Source organism: Pseudomonas sp. S1_G07, from assembly GCF_054668565.1.
In genome coordinates this window covers 5,895,346-5,915,455 of sequence record NZ_CP162778.1, presented here as the reverse complement: position 1 = coordinate 5,915,455, position 20,110 = coordinate 5,895,346, and the positions used below count along the sequence as shown (strand labels likewise).

At 61.5% G+C, this 20,110-nt stretch carries 19 protein-coding genes; 10 read left to right on the top strand and 9 right to left on the bottom strand.

The window, feature by feature from the left end:
• Nucleotides 1-17 precede the first annotated feature (17 nt).
• Together AB4O05_RS27015 and AB4O05_RS27010 are read right to left on the bottom strand one after the other, a co-directional pair.
• On the bottom strand, nt 18-1,550 hold the full coding sequence (locus AB4O05_RS27015; protein ID WP_460134272.1) for an AmpG family muropeptide MFS transporter: 1,533 nt from the start codon (nt 1,548-1,550) through the stop codon (nt 18-20).
• Nucleotides 1,551-1,593: 43 nt separating this feature from the next.
• A complete protein-coding gene (locus AB4O05_RS27010) occupies nt 1,594-1,947 on the bottom strand; it encodes an MGMT family protein (RefSeq protein WP_460134274.1) in 354 nt (117 codons plus the stop codon).
• A 153-nt stretch (nt 1,948-2,100) separates the two neighbouring features.
• On the opposite strand from AB4O05_RS27010, the gene AB4O05_RS27005 reads away from it, so the two are divergent.
• From AB4O05_RS27005 to groL, 5 genes are all read left to right on the top strand, one after another.
• The gene (locus tag AB4O05_RS27005) at nt 2,101-3,108 is read left to right on the top strand and encodes a DUF481 domain-containing protein (RefSeq protein ID WP_460134275.1); all 1,008 of its coding nucleotides are present in this window, start codon (nt 2,101-2,103) and stop codon (nt 3,106-3,108) included.
• A 94-nt stretch (nt 3,109-3,202) separates the two neighbouring features.
• Entirely contained in the window at nt 3,203-3,934 is a 732-nt protein-coding gene (locus tag AB4O05_RS27000) for a HugZ family pyridoxamine 5'-phosphate oxidase (protein WP_460134276.1), read from the top strand.
• A 66-nt stretch (nt 3,935-4,000) separates the two neighbouring features.
• On the top strand, nt 4,001-4,477 hold the full coding sequence (locus AB4O05_RS26995) for an FxsA family protein (protein ID WP_460134278.1): 477 nt from the start codon (nt 4,001-4,003) through the stop codon (nt 4,475-4,477).
• A 247-nt stretch (nt 4,478-4,724) separates the two neighbouring features.
• Nucleotides 4,725-5,021 carry a co-chaperone GroES gene (locus AB4O05_RS26990; RefSeq protein ID WP_017846112.1) on the top strand — a complete coding sequence of 99 codons (297 nt, stop codon included), beginning with the start codon at nt 4,725-4,727 and terminating at the stop codon, nt 5,019-5,021.
• A gap of 49 nt (nt 5,022-5,070) precedes the next feature.
• Complete coding sequence (gene groL / locus AB4O05_RS26985; RefSeq protein WP_460134280.1) at nt 5,071-6,717, top strand: chaperonin GroEL; 1,647 nt, start codon at nt 5,071-5,073, stop codon at nt 6,715-6,717.
• A gap of 73 nt (nt 6,718-6,790) precedes the next feature.
• On the opposite strand, the gene AB4O05_RS26980 is transcribed toward groL, so the two are convergent.
• From AB4O05_RS26980 to AB4O05_RS26965, 4 genes are all read right to left on the bottom strand, one after another.
• Nucleotides 6,791-8,236 (bottom strand): glycosyl hydrolase family 8, encoded by a 1,446-nt coding sequence (locus AB4O05_RS26980; RefSeq protein ID WP_460134282.1) that lies wholly within the window; start codon nt 8,234-8,236, stop codon nt 6,791-6,793.
• A gap of 73 nt (nt 8,237-8,309) precedes the next feature.
• Entirely contained in the window at nt 8,310-9,617 is a 1,308-nt protein-coding gene (locus AB4O05_RS26975) for an ATP-binding protein (RefSeq protein WP_460137731.1), read from the bottom strand.
• Nucleotides 9,618-9,630: 13 nt separating this feature from the next.
• A complete protein-coding gene (locus AB4O05_RS26970) occupies nt 9,631-10,329 on the bottom strand; it encodes a response regulator (protein ID WP_460134284.1) in 699 nt (232 codons plus the stop codon).
• 78 nt (nt 10,330-10,407) lie between these two features.
• A complete protein-coding gene (locus AB4O05_RS26965; protein ID WP_460134286.1) occupies nt 10,408-12,357 on the bottom strand; it encodes an LTA synthase family protein in 1,950 nt (649 codons plus the stop codon).
• Between the two features lie 200 nt (nt 12,358-12,557).
• Between AB4O05_RS26965 and colR the strand changes: the two genes are divergently transcribed.
• The 5 genes from colR to AB4O05_RS26940 all read left to right on the top strand — a co-directional run bounded on the left by colR (nt 12,558) and on the right by AB4O05_RS26940 (nt 16,327).
• Nucleotides 12,558-13,241: a two-component system response regulator ColR gene (colR, locus tag AB4O05_RS26960; RefSeq protein WP_460134287.1), complete on the top strand. Its 684-nt coding sequence runs from the start codon at nt 12,558-12,560 to the stop codon at nt 13,239-13,241.
• Nucleotides 13,231-14,511 (top strand): sensor histidine kinase, encoded by a 1,281-nt coding sequence (locus tag AB4O05_RS26955; RefSeq protein WP_460134290.1) that lies wholly within the window; start codon nt 13,231-13,233, stop codon nt 14,509-14,511. The genes colR and AB4O05_RS26955 overlap by 11 nt, the downstream gene beginning before the upstream one ends.
• Nucleotides 14,512-14,698: 187 nt before the next feature.
• The gene (locus tag AB4O05_RS26950) at nt 14,699-15,379 is read left to right on the top strand and encodes a class I SAM-dependent methyltransferase (RefSeq protein ID WP_460134291.1); all 681 of its coding nucleotides are present in this window, start codon (nt 14,699-14,701) and stop codon (nt 15,377-15,379) included.
• A gap of 4 nt (nt 15,380-15,383) precedes the next feature.
• A complete protein-coding gene (locus AB4O05_RS26945; RefSeq protein ID WP_460134293.1) occupies nt 15,384-16,103 on the top strand; it encodes a lipopolysaccharide kinase InaA family protein in 720 nt (239 codons plus the stop codon).
• Nucleotides 16,100-16,327: a hypothetical protein gene (locus tag AB4O05_RS26940; RefSeq protein ID WP_460134295.1), complete on the top strand. Its 228-nt coding sequence runs from the start codon at nt 16,100-16,102 to the stop codon at nt 16,325-16,327. The genes AB4O05_RS26945 and AB4O05_RS26940 overlap by 4 nt, the downstream gene beginning before the upstream one ends.
• 70 nt (nt 16,328-16,397) lie before the next feature.
• Here the strand turns inward: AB4O05_RS26940 and AB4O05_RS26935 are convergent, their stop codons facing one another.
• The 3 genes from AB4O05_RS26935 to AB4O05_RS26925 are packed head-to-tail and all read right to left on the bottom strand — an operon-like array spanning nt 16,398 to nt 20,021.
• The gene (locus AB4O05_RS26935; protein ID WP_460137733.1) at nt 16,398-17,495 is read right to left on the bottom strand and encodes a DUF1513 domain-containing protein; all 1,098 of its coding nucleotides are present in this window, start codon (nt 17,493-17,495) and stop codon (nt 16,398-16,400) included.
• 2 nt (nt 17,496-17,497) lie between these two features.
• Entirely contained in the window at nt 17,498-18,562 is a 1,065-nt protein-coding gene (locus tag AB4O05_RS26930) for an imelysin family protein (RefSeq protein WP_460134297.1), read from the bottom strand.
• Nucleotides 18,563-18,593: 31 nt separating this feature from the next.
• Nucleotides 18,594-20,021, bottom strand: a complete 1,428-nt coding sequence (locus tag AB4O05_RS26925; protein ID WP_460134298.1) for a di-heme oxidoreductase family protein — start codon at nt 20,019-20,021, stop codon at nt 18,594-18,596.
• Nucleotides 20,022-20,110 lie beyond the last annotated feature (89 nt).

Below are 20,110 nucleotides of genomic sequence, written 5' to 3'. Positions count from 1 at the left end.
CTACAGGCGAGGCTCTGTCAGTCCTCTGCCGGCGGATTCAAGCGAATCCGCCGATTCTCTTGATACCAGTGCAGCGCAATCAGCAGCAATGTCGGTACACCCAGCATGCAGGTGATCAGGAAGAAGTTGTGATAGCCGAACTTCTCCACCATTACCCCCGAATACCCGCCGATCAGACGCGGCAGCAACAGCATGATCGAGCTGAGCAGGGCATATTGGGTGGCGGAGAACTTCAGGTTGGTCAGGCTCGACAGGTAGGCCACAAAGGCCGAGGTGGCCAGGCCCGAGCTGAAGTTGTCCAGGGAGATGGTGAAGATCAGCATCTGCAGGTCGGGGCCCCTGTCGGCGAGCATCACGAACAGCAGGTTGGTGCCGGCCGACGCCACGCCGCCGATAAACAGGATCGGCAGGATGCCGAAGCGCACGATCAGCAGGCCGCCCATGCCGGCGCCGACCAGGGTCATGATCAGGCCGAAGATCTTGCTGACCCCGGCAATCTGGTCCTTGGTAAAGCCCTGGTCGATATAGAACACGTTGGCCATCACGCCCATGACCGTGTCGGACATGCGATAGGTGGCGATCAGCCCCAGCAGCAGCAGCGCCTGCCAGCGGTAGCGCAGGATAAAGTCGTTGACCGGCGTCAGCACCGGCGCCAGGCCCCGGCGGCCCATGGCCGAAAGGCACAGGGCCGTGAGGGTGACATAGAGGATGGCGCGCAGGAACGCGCGGTCTTCCATCAGCAGGTCCCACAGGCTGACGCCCTGGAACAGCACGCTGGCGAAGTCGGTGTTGTACAGCTGGGTAAACATCGCCGGTACCGACACCAGCAGCACGATCAGCACAAACACCGACATCAGTTGGTGCATGAAGCTGTAGCGCCCGGCCTGCAACTGGGTGCGCAGCGGCACGTTGGGTTCGCGCATGAACAAGGTGGTCAGCAGCGCCGGGATCATCAGCACGCCGAACAGCACATAGGTGCCGGTCCACGCCGAGTGTTTATAGTTGAACCCGGTGGAGCCGAAGCCTTCGGCAAAGAACAGCGCACCGGCCGTGGCGAGCAGGGCGGCGATGCGATAGCCCGACATATAGCTGGCGGCCAATGCGGCCTGGCGGCTGTCGTCGGCGATTTCCAGGCGGTAGGCGTCCACCGCGATGTCCTGGGTGGCGGAAGCGAAGGCCACGACAACGGCAATGGCGATCAGCCAGGACAAGTGTTTCTGCGGGTCGCAGAAGCCCATGCCGATCAATCCGAGGATCACCAGCGACTGGGCAAGGACCAGCCAGGAACGACGACGTCCGAGTTTGCCGAGCAGCGGCAGGCGCCATTGGTCGAGCAAGGGCGACCACACCCATTTGAAGGCATAGGCCAGGCCGATCAGGCTGGCATAGCCGATGGTCTCGCGGGCCACACCGGCCTCACGCAGCCACACCGAAAGCGTCGAGAACACCAACATGTAAGGCAGGCCGGCGGCAAAGCCGAGCAACAGCAGCACTAACGTCGAGGGGCTGGCATAGGCAGCGAGCGCGGCGCGCCAGGTTTTACGGGGCATGGGCTGGAGTCTGCCTCAGGTTTGCGGAAACAAAGCGCGCACTCTAACCGCTGTGCTCTACCGGGCGCCAGCCATGACGCTGAATATCCACGCGATTGTTGCGCACCGTGACGCCCTCATCGCGCAAGCGCGCGCGTTGTTCGTCGCCCGAGGCGCTGCCCACCGGCAGGCTTATCCGACCACCGGCACCCAGCACGCGGTGCCAGGGCAAGCGCGTGTCGCCCGGCAGTTGGCTGAGTGTGCGCCCGACCCAGCGCGCCGCGCGCCCCAGCCCGGCCAACTGCGCCAACTCCCCGTAACTCACCACACACCCTTCGGGGACTTGTGCCAAGGTCAGGTACAGCGCAGCGCGGCGCACCTCGGCGGGGCTTTGCGGGGTTTCGGCTGGCTGAGTCACTGTGGGCTTTCCATTGAAAACGTCTGTCTGTTTGTAAGAAACGTCTGTAAACATGCTGATGAGAATTGAACTCAATATAAATCCTTGAGTCAGTCCTAGCTATCTAACACGATAATCGCCCTTTTTCGCCAATCTTGAGCTCCCTATCCGCTTATGTTGTCCAGAACCCTGCTGTGCCTTGCTGTTTTAACCGCCTCAACGCCCTTGCTCGCAGACACCGTGTGGTTGAAGAACGGTGACCGCCTGACCGGCAAGATCAAGGTCTTCGACGGCGGCAAGCTATTGATCCAGACCGACTACGCGGGTGCGATCCCGGTGGACTGGAAGCAGGTCAAGACCCTCGAAAGCGACCAGGAGCTGCTGGTCAAGCAGGATGCCTACAGCGGCGAGAAGGCCAAATCCCTCCAGGCGGCGGATGATGGCAAAGTGGTGCTGGCCAACGGCGAGGCGCCCAAGACCGTCGATCTGGCGAGCATCCAGCAGATCATCAAGCCCAAGCCGGTGATCGAAGACCTGGTGTGGAAGGGCAATGTCGACATGGCGCTGGACTACAAGCGCGGCGAGAAAGACACCAACGACTACGACATCGACTTCAAGACCACCGCGCGCCATGGCCAGTGGCGCCATACCGGCCAGGGCGAATACAACCGCGAGTTCCAGGACGACGTGACCACCACCGACAACTGGGCCCTGGAATATGACCTGGACCGGTTCATCACCGAGCATTGGTTCTGGCAGGGGCGCCTGACCTACAAGCGTGACAAGGTCGAAGACCTGGCGCGCCAGCGCACTGTCGGTACCGGCCCGGGCTACCAGTTCTGGGACGACGAACTCGGGGCCTTCTCCCTCGGCTCGCTGGTCAACCGCACCGACTATGAATATGCCAATGGCGGCAAGGACAACTTCTATTCCCTGGCCATGAAGTGGAACTACAACCGCTACCTGGTGGGCAAGACCGTCGAGTTCTTCACCAACGGCGAATTGGGCAAACCTATTGATGCACCCGCCGATTATTCCCTGGATGCGGAAATAGGCCTGCGTTACAAGGTTACCGAGTGGGCCTCCCTCAACCTCAAGGCCGAGCGCGACGTGATCAGCGGCGATTCGGAAAGCAGCCTGAGCAAGACCCGTTACACCGCGGGCTTTGGCGTGGCCTGGTAAGCGAGTCCCTGGCAACCGGCGCGCGGATTGATTACCTTGTGTTGAGATCCATTCCCATAGATTGTGGGCGGTTGAATATCCGAGGAGTCATACGTTGAGCGCACAGGTTGCCAAGAACGCCCGAGAGCTGTTGCTCAAGGAATACCGTGGGGTCCTCTCCACATTGTCCAAGGCCATGCCCGGTTTTCCTTTCGGCTCGGTCGCGCCGTACTGCCTCGACGAGCACGGCCGCCCGCTGATCCTGATCAGTCGGATTGCCCAGCACACCCACAACCTGCAGAAAGACCCCAAGTGCTCGCTGCTGGTGGGTGAGCGCGAGGCCGACGATGTGCAGGCCGTGGGGCGCCTGACTTACCTGGCCGAAGCCGAGAAACTGGAGGAGGACGCGGCCATCGAAGTGGCGGCCGAGCGTTATTACCGCTACTTCCCCGATTCCGCCAATTACCACAAGGCCCACGATTTCGACTTCTGGGTGCTCAAGCCGGTACGTCACCGTTATATAGGCGGGTTCGGTGCGATTCACTGGGTCGACCAACTGACCCTGGCCAACCCGTTCGCCGGCAAGGTGGAGCGCGGCATGATCGAGCATATGAACCGCGACCACACCCAGGCCATCGCGCATTACGTCGAGTTGGCGGGGCTGCCCAGCGTTGAACCTGCGCAACTGGCCGGCATCGACAGCGAAGGCATGCACCTGCGTATTGGCCAATCCCTCCACTGGCTACCCTTTGCCGAGCCTTGCAACACGCCGACACAAGTGCGTGAAGCCTTGGTTTCATTGGCTCATGCTGCGGCCTGGCCGAAAAAAGAATCGGCTTCAGCTTGAATTCAGGCAGGGGCGGCGTCATCTAGTGTGTACTGGCAAGGCATTCTTGCGTTGAGGAAACATTTGATGCGCCCTTTTTTATTGCTCTTTCTGCTGTTCCCGGTGTTGGAGCTGTTCGTATTCGTTCAAGTCAGTGGGGCGATCGGGTTTTTCCCGGCGCTGCTGCTGATCATTCTCGGCTCGATGCTCGGCGTTCTGGTGCTGCGCGTCGCCGGCCTGGCCACGGCGTTGCGGGCCCGTGAAAGCCTGAACCGTGGTGAGTTGCCGGCCCAGACCATGCTCGAAGGCCTGATGATGGCCCTGGCGGGCGGCCTGCTGATCCTGCCGGGCTTCATCAGCGACGTGGTGGGCCTGGTGATGCTGCTGCCGTTCACCCGCAAGGTGCTGGCCGGCAAGATGCGGCAGCGTGCCGAAGAGGCGGCGATTCGCCAGCGCGCGTTCGCCGACGACCTGCAACCCCGTGGCGGCCCGGCTCCACGCCAGCCGCTGGGGCGTGAGGGCGATGTGATCGAAGGCGAGTTCGAGCACCGCGACAGCAAATAACCGCTTCACTGGCACGGCACCCTCGGGTGCCGTGCTGCATTTACCCGGCCACCGACACAAAAAATTTCATCCTCGGCCCCTTGTAATACGCTTGTACGCCCTTATGTAACGGTCACCGCAAGGTTTCTGGTGGTGACACTAGACAGACTTCCGCGACTCGCCCAGCGAGCCGCGACCGGCACCGCCGGAATTTAACCCGCCGGAATTGATACCGGCCGATGAAAAACACAATTAGGAGAGATCGACAATGAGCAAGCTTCGTCCTCTGCACGACCGCGTCGTCATCCGTCGCAGCGAAGAAGAAAAGAAAACCGCTGGCGGGATCGTTCTGCCAGGTTCGGCTGCTGAAAAAGCCAACCACGGTGTGATCGTCGCTGCGGGCCCGGGCAAGACCCTGGAAAACGGTGAAGTGCGCGCGCTGGCCGTGAAAGTGGGTGACAAGGTTGTTTTCGGCCCTTACTCCGGCAGCAACACTGTGAAAGTCGACGGCGAAGACCTGCTGGTAATGGCTGAGAACGAAATTCTCGCTGTACTGGAAGGCTGATTTCCCGCTCATTTTCCCGCTACTACAAAGTATTTAAGGAATATCGATCATGGCTGCTAAAGAAGTTAAATTCGGCGATTCCGCCCGTAAGAAAATGCTCACCGGTGTCAACATCCTGGCTGACGCGGTAAAAGCGACCCTGGGCCCGAAAGGCCGTAACGTGATCATCGAGAAGAGCTTCGGCGCTCCGACCATCACCAAGGATGGCGTTTCCGTAGCCAAGGAAATCGAACTGGAAGACCGCTTCGAAAACATGGGCGCGCAGCTGGTCAAAGACGTTGCCTCCCGTGCCAACGATGACGCAGGCGACGGCACCACCACCGCTACCGTTCTGGCTCAGTCGATCGTCAACGAAGGCCTGAAGGCCGTTGCTGCCGGCATGAACCCGATGGACCTCAAGCGCGGCATCGACAAGGCGACCATCGCTGTTGTGGCTGAGCTGAAAAACCTGTCCAAGCCATGCGCCGACACCAAGGCAATCGCTCAGGTAGGCACCATCTCCGCCAACTCCGACAGCTCCATCGGCGACATCATTGCCGAAGCCATGGAAAAAGTCGGTAAAGAAGGCGTGATCACCGTTGAAGAAGGCACTGGCCTGGAAAACGAACTGTCGGTTGTAGAAGGCATGCAGTTCGACCGTGGCTACCTGTCCCCATACTTCGTCAACAAGCCAGAAACCATGGTTGCCGAGCTGGAAAGCCCGCTGATCCTGCTGGTCGACAAAAAGATCTCCAACATCCGTGAAATGCTGCCAGTACTGGAAGCCGTGGCTAAAGCCGGCCGTCCACTGCTGATCGTTTCCGAAGACGTCGAAGGCGAAGCCCTGGCGACGCTGGTTGTGAACAACATGCGCGGCATCGTTAAAGTCGCCGCCGTCAAGGCGCCAGGCTTTGGCGACCGTCGCAAGGCCATGCTGCAGGACATCGCCGTATTGACCGGCGGTACCGTGATCTCCGAAGAGATCGGCCTGAGCCTGGAAAGCGCCACCCTGGAAAACCTGGGTAGCGCCAAGCGCGTGACCATCTCCAAGGAAAACACCATCATCGTTGACGGTGCTGGTGTTGACGGCGACATCCAGGCGCGTATCAACCAGATCCGTGCCCAGGTTGCCGAAACGTCCTCGGACTACGACCGTGAAAAACTGCAAGAGCGTCTGGCCAAGCTGTCCGGCGGCGTTGCAGTAATCAAGGTTGGCGCTGGTTCCGAAGTTGAAATGAAAGAGAAGAAAGCCCGCGTTGAAGACGCCCTGCACGCAACCCGCGCAGCCGTCGAAGAAGGCGTGGTACCTGGCGGTGGCGTTGCGCTGATCCGTGCTCTGGAAGCCTTGGTCAACCTCAAAGGCGACAATGCTGACCAGAACGTCGGTATCGCCGTACTGCGTCGCGCCGTTGAGTCTCCACTGCGCCAGATCGCTTCCAACAGCGGCGACGAGCCAAGTGTTGTGGTCAACGAAGTGAAGAACGGCAAAGGTAACTACGGTTACAACGCCGCGACCAGCGAATACGGCGATATGGTCGAAATGGGTATCCTGGACCCAACCAAGGTCACCCGTTCGGCGCTGCAGGCTGCCGCTTCGATTGCCGGTCTGTTGCTGACCACCGAAGTTGCGATTGCTGACAAGCCGAAGGCTGAAGGCTCGGCTGGCGGCGGTATGCCAGACATGGGCGGCATGGGTGGTATGGGCGGCATGATGTAAGCCAGCCCCTCCCGGCTAATGAAAACCCCGCCTGCAGCGATGCAGGCGGGGTTTTTTTGGTGCCTTTTAATACCTAGCCGAAGGTGCGCCGTCGCAGCAGTTTCCTGAACGGCCCCCCGCGAGCCAGCACAAGTTGCGCGTGTGGGTTCAAGGCCGGTGACAGGTGTGCAATGGGCCCCGGTGCAGACGTATCGCCGAGTGGTCGGGGGGCAGGCACAGGAGCGGATTTCTTGAGAGAGGCTGGCGTGGGCCGCCCCCAGTGGCCGGACATCACCACCATGCCCAGCAACTTGAGGGTATTGGCATAGTAGTCATGCGCTTTTATCGGGCGGTGCTGGAGGTTGTCCCAAAGGTTATTGAGCCAGGGCTGATTCTCGGGGCTGACCATGGCGCTTACCCCCAGTGCTGCGATGAACGCCGGGTCATTCTGCTCGTCGTCCAAGGGTGTACCGTCGACCCGGTAGCCGGTGTGGAAGGCACTCGGCTCGTCGTGGGTGCTCGAACGTGCCCAACGATTGAAGGTGGTCAACGTTTGCCTGGCCCTTGGGTCGCCGTACATCAGGTAGTCCAGGCCGATACGCCACGGATAGCGGGCGGCGTTCCAGCTGTAGTCGCCATCGTGTTGGCCCTCGACCTGTTCGGCGCGGGCCGGGGTCAGCGAGGTATCCAGGTGGCTGATGAAGTCCGGTACCAGCGCGGTGCTCGGGCTGTAGCGTTCGGTGAAGGTGTCGATGATCGAGTAGGTCTTGTCGCGAACCGCTTGCCAGCGCTTGTCGCCGGTCACCGCAAAAAAACTGTAGAGGTGCGACGGCATGAAATCCGAACTGCGGGCGGTGTATTCGAGCTCGGTATCGCCATCGGTGCCGACCCAGTCGCCGAGCTTCAGGTGTTGGGTACGCGGATGCACTTCGTATTTCAGGATCGCCGCCAGCACCGCGTCTGCCTGGCGGCGGTAATCGATGCTGCCCTGACTGCCCCAGGTCTGGTCGGCCAGCAGCAGAGCGTAGGCAATATCGAGGTCGCCATCGGTGGCGCTGACGTCACCCCGGAATTGGCCGGTGGCATTGCCGCACCCGGCGACCTGGTTCCAGGCCATCAACCCGGGACTCGATCTGGCCGGATGGTCCTGGAAATAACGCACCATCCCGTCGAAGATCTTGTGTGCATCGGGGTCCTGCCCAGCCATCATCACGCTGAGCAACATCCCGTAGCCATGGGCTTCGGACACGGTGAGGGTGTTGGGGGCCGTGCCGCCGCCCACGGGTTTTTGGTCGGCACTGACCTTGACGAAGTAGCGTCCTCTGCCGCATTCGGCAGACAGGTAAACCGCCTTCCATTCCTCGTAAAACGTTGCCAGTTGCTGATCCATGATGGCTTTGGAGAGGTGGTCAGGCTTGATCGAACCGGGATAGTAAGGCAGTGCCTGGCCCAGTGCTGAAGCTTGGCTGGGCCATAGCGAGCTGGCGGCGATGCACAGCGACAGCATCAGCGCGGGAAAATATGTTTCAGGGGGACGCATGAAGGAACTCTCCAACCGGATCCAAAGGACAGGGACCCAGGGCGGGCGGCCGATCCTGGATCAGGAGGTGAGGTTACGGGGAACGCGACGGGCCCACTGTCACAGGCTGTAACGGGCGCAGTGGCAGGATCAGGGTCAGGCGCGCACCGCCCAGTGGGCTGTGGGCGACGGATAATTCGCCGCAGTGCCATTGGGTTGCGCGTTTGGCCAGCGCCAGGCCGAGGCCGAAGCCGCCGGGCTCATCGCCGCCCATGGCCAGCCGGACAAAGGGTTCGAAGATTTTTTCACGGTTCTCGGCCAGCACTCCGGGGCCATCATCGTCCACATGCAGCACCAGGTGTTGTTGGTCGTGGTAGCCGACGCTGACACACACGTGCTCGCGGGCGTAGGTGATGGCGTTGCTCAACAGGTTACGCACGATCAGGTGCAGCAAGGCCCGGTCACCGATCAGTTGCAGCTCGGCCGGCTCGGTTTCCAGGCTCAGGCGGCGATGATGCCCGTCGAGCAAGGCGAATTCCTGATGCAGCCACTCGCGGACAATGATCGGCTCGGGGTGCAGGTCGGTGGGCGCGCCGGCCATGCGCGCAAAGGCCAGGCTGGCGCGCACCAGGGCTTCCAGTTCTTCCACATCGGTTTGCAAGCGCTCCTGCAGGCGGGTGCGCGTGAGGGCATCTTCGCTTTTGCCGAGCAGCGTCAAGGCAAAGCGCATCCGCGCCAGCGGTGTACGCAATTCATGGGACACCGCCTGGGAGACCTCCCGGTGGCGCTGGCTCATGGCGCTGATGTCTTGCGCATGCTGTTGCAGTGTCTGCAGCAACGCTGCCCACTCCTTGCCGACGGCTGGCAATATCGCATTGGGCGTACGCGCCAGGGTGCCCAGGCAGCTATTGATTGCCGCAAGGTCCGCCTGGCGCTGGCGGCGTGCGCGCAAGCCGATCCAGAGCAATAACAGCACGGGCAGGCCCATCGTAATTGCGGTCAGCCACAGCACCGGAAATTGTCGTAAGTCCCTGGCATCGGCCGTTCCCCACATCGGGCCGAATTGAATCAGCGTGTCACCGTCGAGGGGGAAGTAGGTGGTCTCCTCGTCGATGTCCTGCGCCGGTTGCTGGTGTTGCAGCATGATCAGCGCTTCGGGAGGTAACTCGACGTCATCCAGCGTCACCAGCTTAACCGGGTACTGAAAATGCGCGCGCAGGCTGTCCATGCGTGCTTCTCGCTGGTCGGCGGGCAGGGCCTTGAGCTGTTCCGCCACGAGGTAGCCCGGGCCGGCCATCAAGCGCAAAAAGCTGTATTCGCCGACCGACACCGAGGCGTTTACACACAGCCACAGCAGGTAAAACACCAGGCCCGCCCAGCCAGCGCCGGCCACCACCGCCATCCAGGGCCGCCCACTAGACTGCACTTCGGGCCGCCTGCGGAATTTCGACAAACAGATAACCCTGGGCCGTGATGGTCTGGATGGTCACGGGGCATTCAAGGCTCATCAGTTTTTTGCGCAGACGTGATACGCGCATATCCACAGAACGGTTGAGCCCGTCGTACGCCAGGCCACGCAAGCTCTGCAACAGTTTTTCCCTTGTCAGCAATACGCCGTAATGGCGGGCGAAGATCGCGAGCAGTTCGAATTCGGCCACAGAGAACTGCAATGGCACGTCGTCCAGCCAGGCGAAATGGCTGTCCGGGTCCAGCCGAAAGGCGCCCCAGCGGTAACTGGTGCGGGGTGCCTGGGGATGGCGGCGCAGCAACGAACGAACCCTGGCCAGCAGCAGCAACGGGTCGACAGGCTTGACCACGTAGTCGTCAGCGCCGACGTTGAAACCGGTCAGTTGCTCGGTGTTTTCATCCAGCGCCGTCATCATCAGGATCAACCCGGAGTACTGGTTGCGAATCTGCCGACACAGGGTGAAACCGTCGATGCCGGGCAGCATCACATCCAGAATCAACAGCGCCGGCTGTTCATCGAGAATGCGCTGGGCTGCGCGATCGCCACGGTGCTCCACCGCCACGCTAAACCCTTCGGCACGTAGAAATTCCGCCGTCAGCGCGGCCAGCGGGCGATCGTCTTCAATCAGCAGCAGTGTGTCAGGCATGAAAGGGCGTCGTTGTCGGGGCCAGGGCGCAAGTGTTACGCCCTTGCCTGAGGGGAGGCAAGGGCTTGGGTGAGGCGTTCAGCGCTCGCTGAGGGCGGGTGTCACGTCCTTGGGTGCTTTCCAGCTCAGCAACTGTTGGGTGAAACCGTAGCTGGCCACCTGATAGTAGGTGATGGCGCGCTGGATCAAGGGGTCATCACTGGCGACCCGCAGCTCCTGGCTCTCGCCCAGCGCCTGGTCGTGGCGGCGCAGGCCCTGGCGTGGGCTGAGAATTGCCAGGTCCTTGCCGTCAAACAACCCCAGGTGCTGGTAGTTGCCGACCACGACACGCGGTGGCAGGGGGTTGGCTTGCAACAGGTTGCGGCCAAAGAAGGTCGATTCGTAGCTCAGGTTGATCAGGCCCAGCAACGTGGGCGCAAGGTCGATCTGGCTGGCCAGTTGCGCGTTCTCCTGGGCATCGATCAGCTTGGGCGCATAGATGAACAAGGGAATCTGGTAGTTGGCGATGGGCAGGTCTTCCTGGCCGGCGCTGCCGGCGGTGTGGTCGGCGACGAAGACAAAGATCGTGTTATCGAACCAAGGCTTCTGGCGTGCGGCGTCGAGGAATTGGCCGATGGCGTGATCGGTGTATTTCACCGCGCCGTCGCGGCCAGTGCCGGACTTGATATCGATACGCCCGTCCGGGTAGGTGTAAGGGCGGTGGTTGGAGGTGGTCATCAGTTGCAGCAAAAACGGCTGCTGCCTGGCGTAGTCGGCATCGGCCAGTTTCAGGGTTTGGGCGTAGAGGTCTTCGTCGGCCATGCCCCAGGCGTTTTTAAACGAAATTTGTGATTCGGGCACGCTGCTCTGGTCCACGACGCGATAGCCGTTGCCGCTGAAAAACGCGTTCATGTTGTCGAAGTAGCCGCGCCCGCCATAGACAAACACGCTGTCGTAACCGATGGCGCTGAGCTGTTGCCCGAGGCTGGCGAAGCCGCTTTCCCGGCCAATGCGCTTGACGATCGAGCGCCCCGGCGTCGGCGGGATCGCCAGGGTGATGGCCTCCAGGCCGCGATCGGTGCGGGTGCCGGTGGCGTAGAAATTATTGAAGTACAGGCTTTGTTTACGCAGCGCATCCAGATGAGGCGTGAGATTACGGTCGTTGCCATTGCTGCCCATGTATTTGGCGCTGAAGCTTTCGAGGGTCACCAGCACGATATTGGGTGTGCGCAGCGTGCCTGGGTTTTTGATGGCGCGGCGAATGTCCAGCGGGTCCTTGCCGATAAAACGGGCATTGGGTTCGCTGAGCTCGTTGCGTAATTGCCGGGCCACGACGTCGCTGGGCAGGGTTTTGTAGAACTGCGCATAGTCCAGTTCATTGTTACGGAACGCCGCGAAGAACTGATACGGGCCGTTGCTGGCCAGTTCGTTCTTGTAGGCGTTGCCGCCTTGGGCGCGCGGGCTGTCCTGGCTGATCCATTGCAGGCTGAAGCCCGCGACGACCAGCAGGGCCAGGGCATTCACCAAGCGCCCCCGCCTGGTCGGCAGCGGTGCGTTCATGGCTGCGTTAAACGGCTTGCGCAGCGCCAGGCTCAAGACGATGGCCAACATCGCCAACAGGCTCAGCAGTTTGCCGATCGGGTAGGACTCCAGCAGGTTATTCAGCACCTCATCGGAATACACCAGGTAATCCACGGCGATAAAGTTGAAGCGCACGCCGAACTCGTCCCAGAACAACCACTCGGCGACCGAGGTGAACAGCATGACAAATACACTGACGCTGAGCACCGCTTGCAGAAACCCGCGATGCCACCGCTGACGCCACAGCACGGGCGGGCACAGCAGCAGATACAACCCCAGCGGCAGCGCCGCGTAGGCGAGGAAACCCAGGTCGTAGAGCAGGCCCACGCCAAACACTGGCAGCAGGTTGCCGCCGACTTCGTCCAGGTGAGTGATGAGCAGCACGCTGCGAGTGAGCAGGAAAATAACCAGCCAGGTGCCGGTTACCAGCAGTAGATAGCGCATTGGCGCTGCCTTGAGAAACCCCATGTCCATGTTCCTTATATCAATGGGGGCGATGTTCAGCCTGACGCTGTAGTCAACTTGTGAAGCTATAGTGAAAATCTCGTTGGCCGGTTACTTCGGTTGAAAAGCTTTATCGACAGAACCCTCAGGTCTATCCCTGAGTCACACTTGGCCTTAAGCTGCGCGGGCCAACACGGCCGTTACCGCGTACGGAGACACTGCCCATGCGAATTTTATTGGTTGAAGACAACCGCGATATTCTGGCTAACCTGGCCGATTACCTGGGGCTGAAGGGGTATACCGTTGACTGTGCGCAGGACGGCTTGTCAGGCCTGCACCTGGCCGCTACCGAACATTACGACTTGATCGTGCTCGACATCATGCTGCCTGGCATCGATGGCTACACCCTGTGCAAGCGCCTGCGTGAAGACGCGCGCCGCGACACACCGGTGATCATGCTCACGGCGCGTGACCAGTTGGACGACCGGCTGCAGGGCTTCAAGTCCGGCGCCGATGATTACTTGCTCAAACCGTTCGCCCTGTCGGAGTTGGCTGCGCGCATCGAAGCCGTGCTGCGCCGTGCCCAGGGCGGTGGACGCCGCACCCTGCAGGTCGCTGACCTGAGCTATGACCTCGATACCCTGGAAGTCACCCGTGAAGGGCGCCTGCTCAAACTCAACCCGGTAGGCCTGAAGTTGCTGGCCGTATTGATGCAGAAAAGCCCTCACGTGCTGCGTCGTGAAGTGCTCGAAGAAGCGCTGTGGGGCGACGACTGCCCGGACAGCGACAGCCTGCGCAGCCACGTCCACCAACTGCGCCAAGTGATCGATAAACCCTTCGCCAAGCCGTTGCTGCAAACGGTGCATGGCGTGGGCTATCGCTTGGCCGAGGGGCGTGATGGAGTTTAAGCAAAGCCTCGCTCAACGGATCATCATTGCCTTTGCGCTGATGAGCGCGTTGGTGGCGGGCGCCTTCGCCATGGGCATCATCGCCACCGTGCACCTGGTGGAAGAGAAGCTGATTTCGGCGGGCCTGGGCGGTGACTTGCAACGCCTGCTGCTGATGGACAGCGTCGAGGACTGGAGCCATCGCCCCGAGCCTGACCAGCTGTTTTATTTCAGCGGCGGGCGCGGCGATTTCGCGTTGCCCAAGGACCTGCGACATCTGGAGCCAGGCTTTCACGAAGTGTTCCGCGAGTCGCTGTCCTACCACGCCATGGTCGAAGTGATCGACGGTCGGCGCTATGTGCTGCTGCAGGACCAGAGTGATTTCGAAGAGCGTGAGCGCGTGCTGTTTGCCGTGGTGCTGGTGGGTTTCATACTCAGCCTGGCCCTGGCGGTCTTCCTCGGTTGGGTGTTGGCGCGCAAAGTGATGGCGCCGGTGGTGCGCCTGGCCCGCCAGGTGCGCCATCGTGACCAGTTGCTTGGCCTTGCGCCGCCCCTGGCTCCGGATTACGCCGCGGATGAAGTGGGTGAATTGGCCGTGGCCTTCGACGCCACGTTGGGCCGTCTGCGTCAGGCCCTGTCCCGTGAGCAACTGTTTACCAGCGATGTCAGCCACGAACTGCGCACGCCCTTGATGGTGCTGGCCAGCTCCTGCGAACTGCTGCTGGAAAACCCGGCCATCGACCAGCGCGGGCGTAACCAGGTGCTGCGCATCGCCAGGGCGTGTGAAGAGATGCGCGAGCTGGTGCAAACCTTCCTGATGCTGGCGCGAGCCCAGCATAACGAAGCAGCCATGTCGCCTCAGGTCAGCCTGACCCAGGTGGCCGAAGATCTGCTCGGGATCTGGCGCGAGCCCATCGAGCAAAAAGGCCTGCAGCTGATCTACCAACCGGGCAGCCCACTGGATACCCGTTACAACACCACCTTCCTGCATGCGGTGATGGGCAACTTGCTGCGCAATGCCCTGCATTACACCGAATGCGGCTTTATCCGATTGACCCTGGAACCGACCGGATTCGTGGTGGAAGACAGCGGCGTCGGTATTCCCGAAGAAAAACGCGAAGCGATGTTCGAGCCGTTCGTACGCGGCAGCGAGAAGCGCGGCGAGGGCCTGGGGTTGGGCTTGTCACTGGTGCAGCGCATCTGCGAGAACCAGGGCTGGAGCGTCAGCCTGAGCACCATGGAGCCCAACGGCTGCCGCTTTCATGTCGAGTTGGGTCAGGCCAAGGCCTGACCTTCCCCCTTGCTACTATCCTGCCAAAGATCGCCGTTATTCGGCGAAGATGGCCCCATGCTATTGCTTGTATCTGTAAAGTCTTGAAATGTATGGGGTTGGACAGGACGAGTTTTTCACACTTGGTTGACCTGTTGATCACAGTTCGCTGCCTAAGGTTGTAGGCATCAGTAACTGGAGATCAGTGATGTCTAACCCTATCAAGCTCGAATTTTCCGAAAAATACGACGACGAGCACGCTCGGGAATATTTGCTCAAGCATCAGGACAATCTGGCGCGCCGGTTGTCCCACAAACGTGACGAGCAATTGGCCCGTGGCGCGCTGGCGATGGCCGGTGAGCCTGGCCTGGTGCTGGACCTGCCGTGCGGTGCCGGGCGCTTCTGGCCGCTGCTGGCGGAAAAGCCCAACCGCGTGATCATCGGCGCCGACAATTCGGCCTCGATGTTGAAGGTGGCCACCGTCGCCCAACCGGCGGATGTGGTGAAACGGGTACGGCCTTTGCAGACATCCGCTTTTGATATCGATTTGCCGGATAACTCGGTCGACAGCATTTTCTGCATGCGCCTGTTGCACCATATTGGTGATCCGACCCACCGGTTGGCGATATTGCGGGAGTTTCAGCGGGTTACCCGTGACAGCGTGATCATTTCGCTGTGGGTCGATGGCAATTTCAAAGCGTGGAAGCGCAAGCGCCTTGAAGGGCGGCGTCGCAAGAGCGGTGAGCAGGACGGTTACCAAAACCGCTTCGTGTTACCGGCTGCTACTGTTGAAGCAGAATTTGAAGAAGCTGGTTTTCGTGTTCAGGACTCCCTGGACTTCATACCCCTCTACGCCATGTGGCGAGTGTATGTATTGCGCAAGAGGTAACAGGATGGCAGTTGAGTGCGTAGCAGGCAGTCACGTAGCTCCCGAAGAGCGGTTCGATTACTTCTGGCGCCAGCAAGGCGAATGGGTGGAGGAACCCAATCGCCGACGTGGCGGTGAAAGTGGTGTGCAGCGGGTGATGAGTGCCAATGGCCGTTTGCTCTATAGCAAACGCCAGACCGGGCACATCTACCGCAGTTGGCTGCACCCGTTTGGACGCCCCACCGTGCTGCGCGAGCGCGATGCCCTCAAGGGCCTGCGCCTGCTGGACGTACGTGTACCGGAAATGGTGTTTTGCGAAGCGCGTCGTGACCCCGAGCACCGCTGGAAGGCATTGCTGGTCACTGCGGCCCTCGATGGCTTTGACGAAATAGAAAACTGGTACGCCGCCGGTGGCCGCGAACGCTACGGCGAGCAGGTGCACGAGCGTGTGCTGCAGGAGTTGGCTGCAACCCTTGCACGTATGCACAAGGGCCGCTGGCAGCATGGTTGCCTGTATATCAAGCATATTTTCGTGCGAGTAACGGGCGAGGATGATGCGGCCAAGGTCGAAGTGGCGCTGCTGGATTTTGAAAAGTGTCGCCAGCGCTTGACCGCTTATCGGGCGGCGTCCCATGACATGCGGCAACTGCGTCGCCATTCGTCGTGGAGCGACAGCGACTGGGCAAAACTCAGCTACTTTTACGAGACGGCGTTTGGCAGCGCTATCAAGGGATTAACCAAATGAAGCTAGAAATAGCACGAGGTGTGTTCCTGGTGGGGGCGTTGGGCGTTGCAGCCTTGGCCCTGGCCGCGTGGGAACAGCCTCGCACCCAGGTACTCAGCGCCGTGCAAGGGGATGGGCAATGCCTGTTGCCGCGCGTCGCCAAGACGAGTGCGGCGGTCAAGCCTGACCATCAGTTACTGCTGTTCATGTTTGGCATGTCACAAGCGATGAGGCCGCAAAGTTGAATCGATTGAAACCACCCCGAAAGGGCCTTGCGATGCGAGGCCCTTTTTTTATTCCCGCGGTAAACCCTGTCTAGATCAGGTGCAGGTGGTTGTCCCAGAGACCCGCGGGTAATTCCAAGGGTTTTGCTACCAGGGATTGCTGCCGGCAGTCATAGAAGCGGCAACGCCCCTGGCCCGAGGTGACGACAAAACCGTCCGCTACCGCCCCCACTCCCGCGCAGTCCGGCAGCGGCCCATCCAGGCGCAGTGCGCCGCTGTCCATATCCCAGATAAAGAAGCGGTTGCCCCGTGGTGCAGTCAGCGCAACCAGGCGCAACTGGCTGTGCACCGCGACGCTGGCGGTGTAATGCCCCATCGCCTGCAGTTGCTCGTCCGCCACCGGGAACGCCACGAACGGTTGCCCCGGGCGCTTGATCGCCAGCAACTCGGAGCGCTCCTGGGACGGGCCCATGAACTGCTGCCCGGTCAGGATGGTGCCATCGCTGGCGATCCCCATATGGCGCACGCTGTTCATCTGCTGGCCCAGGGTTTCCTTGCTGATCAAGGTGCCGTCGCGGTGCATCAGCACCAGGCTTGGCTCCATGGCGTTGAGGTTCATCTCCACGCGGCTTTCGGCTTCGGTGCGAATGCCGCCGTTGGCCACTACCAAGGTTTCGCCGTCGGGCATCCACGACACCTGGTGCGGACCGATGCCATGGGTGGCTATCTCGCCGCTGTGCACCAGCCGCTCGCCTTCGAACCGGTACACACCGAGCAGGCCACGGCCGGGGTCGGAGGTGTCGTTCTCGGTGGCGTACAGCCAGTCGCCGCTGTGGTGGATGACCGCGTGGCCATAGAAGTGGCGGTTGGCGGTCGAGGCGAGGGTTTGCAGCAGCGCGCCATCACGCAGGTCGATCAGGTAGCTCTCGGTCCCCGGGCGACGGGCGACAAACAGCGCAATCGGCAGCGTCGGGTGGTGGATGATGTCGTGGCAACGCTGGCCGACCTGGGTGGCGAACACCCGCTGGCCGTCCAGGCGATAGCCGACGGCATAGTGGTTGCCGTCCGCATCATCGCGCGCCGACAGCAGCAGCGGGCCCTTGTCCTTCTGCCTGAACAGCGTCCAGCCGCCCAGCGTGAGTGCGCCAAGCACTGCGCTGCCAATGGCCAAAGCCTGTCGCCTGAGCATCATCAGTCACCGTCGTTGGCGTTAAAGCCCAGTTGGATGCCCAGCGCCTTGGCCAGCTCGCCTTCATGCAGACGGTGGACAACGTTGAGGCTGTCGTAGAGGTCGTTGAGCTGCTGGCGCCCGGCATCATCACCGAGCAATTCGTTGAGCGTGCGCTGGTTGCTGGCGAACAGCTTGAGCGACGCGGCATAGGCGGCGTCGATCTTGTCAGCCAACGGCTTTTGGTCCGACGGCAGCAAACCACGCAGGCCCTTGTTGTCGACGCCGACCCAGACGGTCTGGGCAGCGGCAAGGCTGGCTTCGAGGCTTTGCAGGGAAGACTGGCTACGCCAGGCATCGGCCTGGAACGGCTGCGGGATGCCCTTGGTCTGGCGGCCCATCGGCGTGCCGAGCTTTTTCTTCAGGGTGTCCAGGGCGGTCACCTGCACACGCAGCAGGTCGGCGATGGCTTCGTGGGAATCGGCGTAACGCTGGTTGGGAAACTTGGTCATCTGCGCGAGCATGCCGTCGGTGCTGTTCCAGCTGGCCAGGATCTCTTCGGCCAGGGCCTTCTGGCGCTCGCCGATGGCCACCAGCAGTGGGCAATAACGGGCTTTCTGCGCGTCGTCGGCGATGTCGGTCCTGGCGTCGTAGAGGATGTATTCGTAGGCCGACAGGCCTTGTACCACCACGCTGGACTTGGCCAGTGCGGCGCTATCGATCTGCGGCTGGGCTTCGACCAGTTGCTCGACCTGACGGCCCACCAGGTTCTTTTTGTCCGGCCAGAACTGTACCTGCCACGCACGGTTACCCTCGGCCAGCGGACCGATCAGCAGCGGTTGCAACTCGGCCCAGGCTTTTTGCGCGTGGAGGAAGTCGGCGCGGGCGGTGTCCAGGCTTTCCTTGCCCTGGCAGTAGGCCAGGGCGCTGACGGCCAGTTGGCGGTCGGCTTCGACCCAGCGGCTGTAGGTGGGCAGGATCACTTGCTTGGCGATCGCCGCCGAGGTCACGGCTTGCGGGTCCTGGGGCGAGCAGGCGCCAAGGGCGAGGGCGGCCAGGCTGGTGAACAACAACTTGGGACGGAACATGTCGAGCTCCCTTTTGTAAGTGGGGCGAAGCTTATAAAGCATTCAGGAACGCCAGCAACGCAGCGCGCTGCTCGGCATTAAAGGACAGCACATGCTGCTGCGCCGCTTGTGCTTCGCCGCCGTGCCAGAGCACGGCCTCCAGCAGGTTGCGGGCGCGGCCGTCATGCAGGAACTGGGTGTGGCCACTCACGGTTTGGGTCAGGCCGATGCCCCACAACGGCGCGGTGCGCCAGTCGCGGCCACCGGCCTTGAATTCGCTGCGGTTGTCGGCCAGGCCGTCGCCCATGTCATGCAACAGCAGGTCGCTGTAGGGACGGATCACCTGGTTGGCCAGTTCCGGTTCGGCGGCATTGGCCACCGTGGTGAACGACGGCTTGTGACAACCCTGGCAACCGGCCTGGTAGAACAGGTTCTTCCCGGCCAGCACTTGCGGGCTATTGACGTCGCGGCGTACCGGCACGGCAAGGTTGCGGGTATAGAACAGCACCAGGCGCAGGATGTTATCGCTGACTTCCGGTTCGCCCTCGGGGCCATTGCCGTTGGGCGCCTGTTTGCAGGAAGCTTGCGCCTCGGTGCAGTCATCGAACGGCCTCAGTGACGTGGTGAGGCCCATGTCACCAGAAAACGCGTGAACATTTTGTTGATTGAGGTTGGGCTGCCCGGCTTTCCAACCGAAACGCCCGAGCACGGTTTTTTGCCTGGCATCATCCCAGACCCAGTTCGCGCGGCCGATGAGGGCTTCTTTGTCGGCGCTTTTGGGCTCGGTATTGCGCAGGATGTCGGCGTCGCTGACGGCTTCGAGCAGACCCAGGCCAATCATCGGCGGCGCGATGCGCGCGGAGAAGCGGGTATGCGGGTGCATCGGGCCGTAGCTGAGCTGGGTGATCTTGAGGTCCGGCTTGCGCAACTCGACGACGGTGCCGTCCTTGAAGGTGACGTTGACCGGCGTGTAGTCGACTCGCACCTTGCCTTCCGGTGCCACACCCGGCACGGCCATGTCCTGCAATTGCCCGCCGTAGACCGGTTCGGGCACTACGCCGAGCTGTTCGATGAGCTTGGCGTAGGGCGGTGCATCCGGGATCGACAGGCGTACCAGCATGGACACCGCGTTGGCTGCGTCGGGCTGCGGTGGGTGGCCACGGCCGTCCTTGATATGGCAGTTCTGGCAGGCGTTGGTGTTGAACAATGGGCCGAGGCCATCGCGCGCGGTGGTGGTGGACGGCGCGATCACCCAGGGGCTGCGAAAGAAGCTGTTGCCGACGCTGAAATCCAGGCGGCGCGTGGGCGACAGGTTGGCCGATGGCAGGGAAAACGCGTTCTGGTCGCGCTTGTTCACCGTCGCCGCGCCACCCGCCTGGGCTTCGCCCGGCTCGGCCTGGGTGAAACGTGGGGCGTCATCACACGCGACCAGGCTCAAGGCCAGCAACACTGCGCACAGGCGAAAAGGCAAACGGAACATCGAGTTTCCCGGACGAAGGCTGAAAATAAGGGGGCAAAGTCTAACAGGGCGGGGCGGATTGAATAAGAGCAATTATCGTTTGGTGGCAA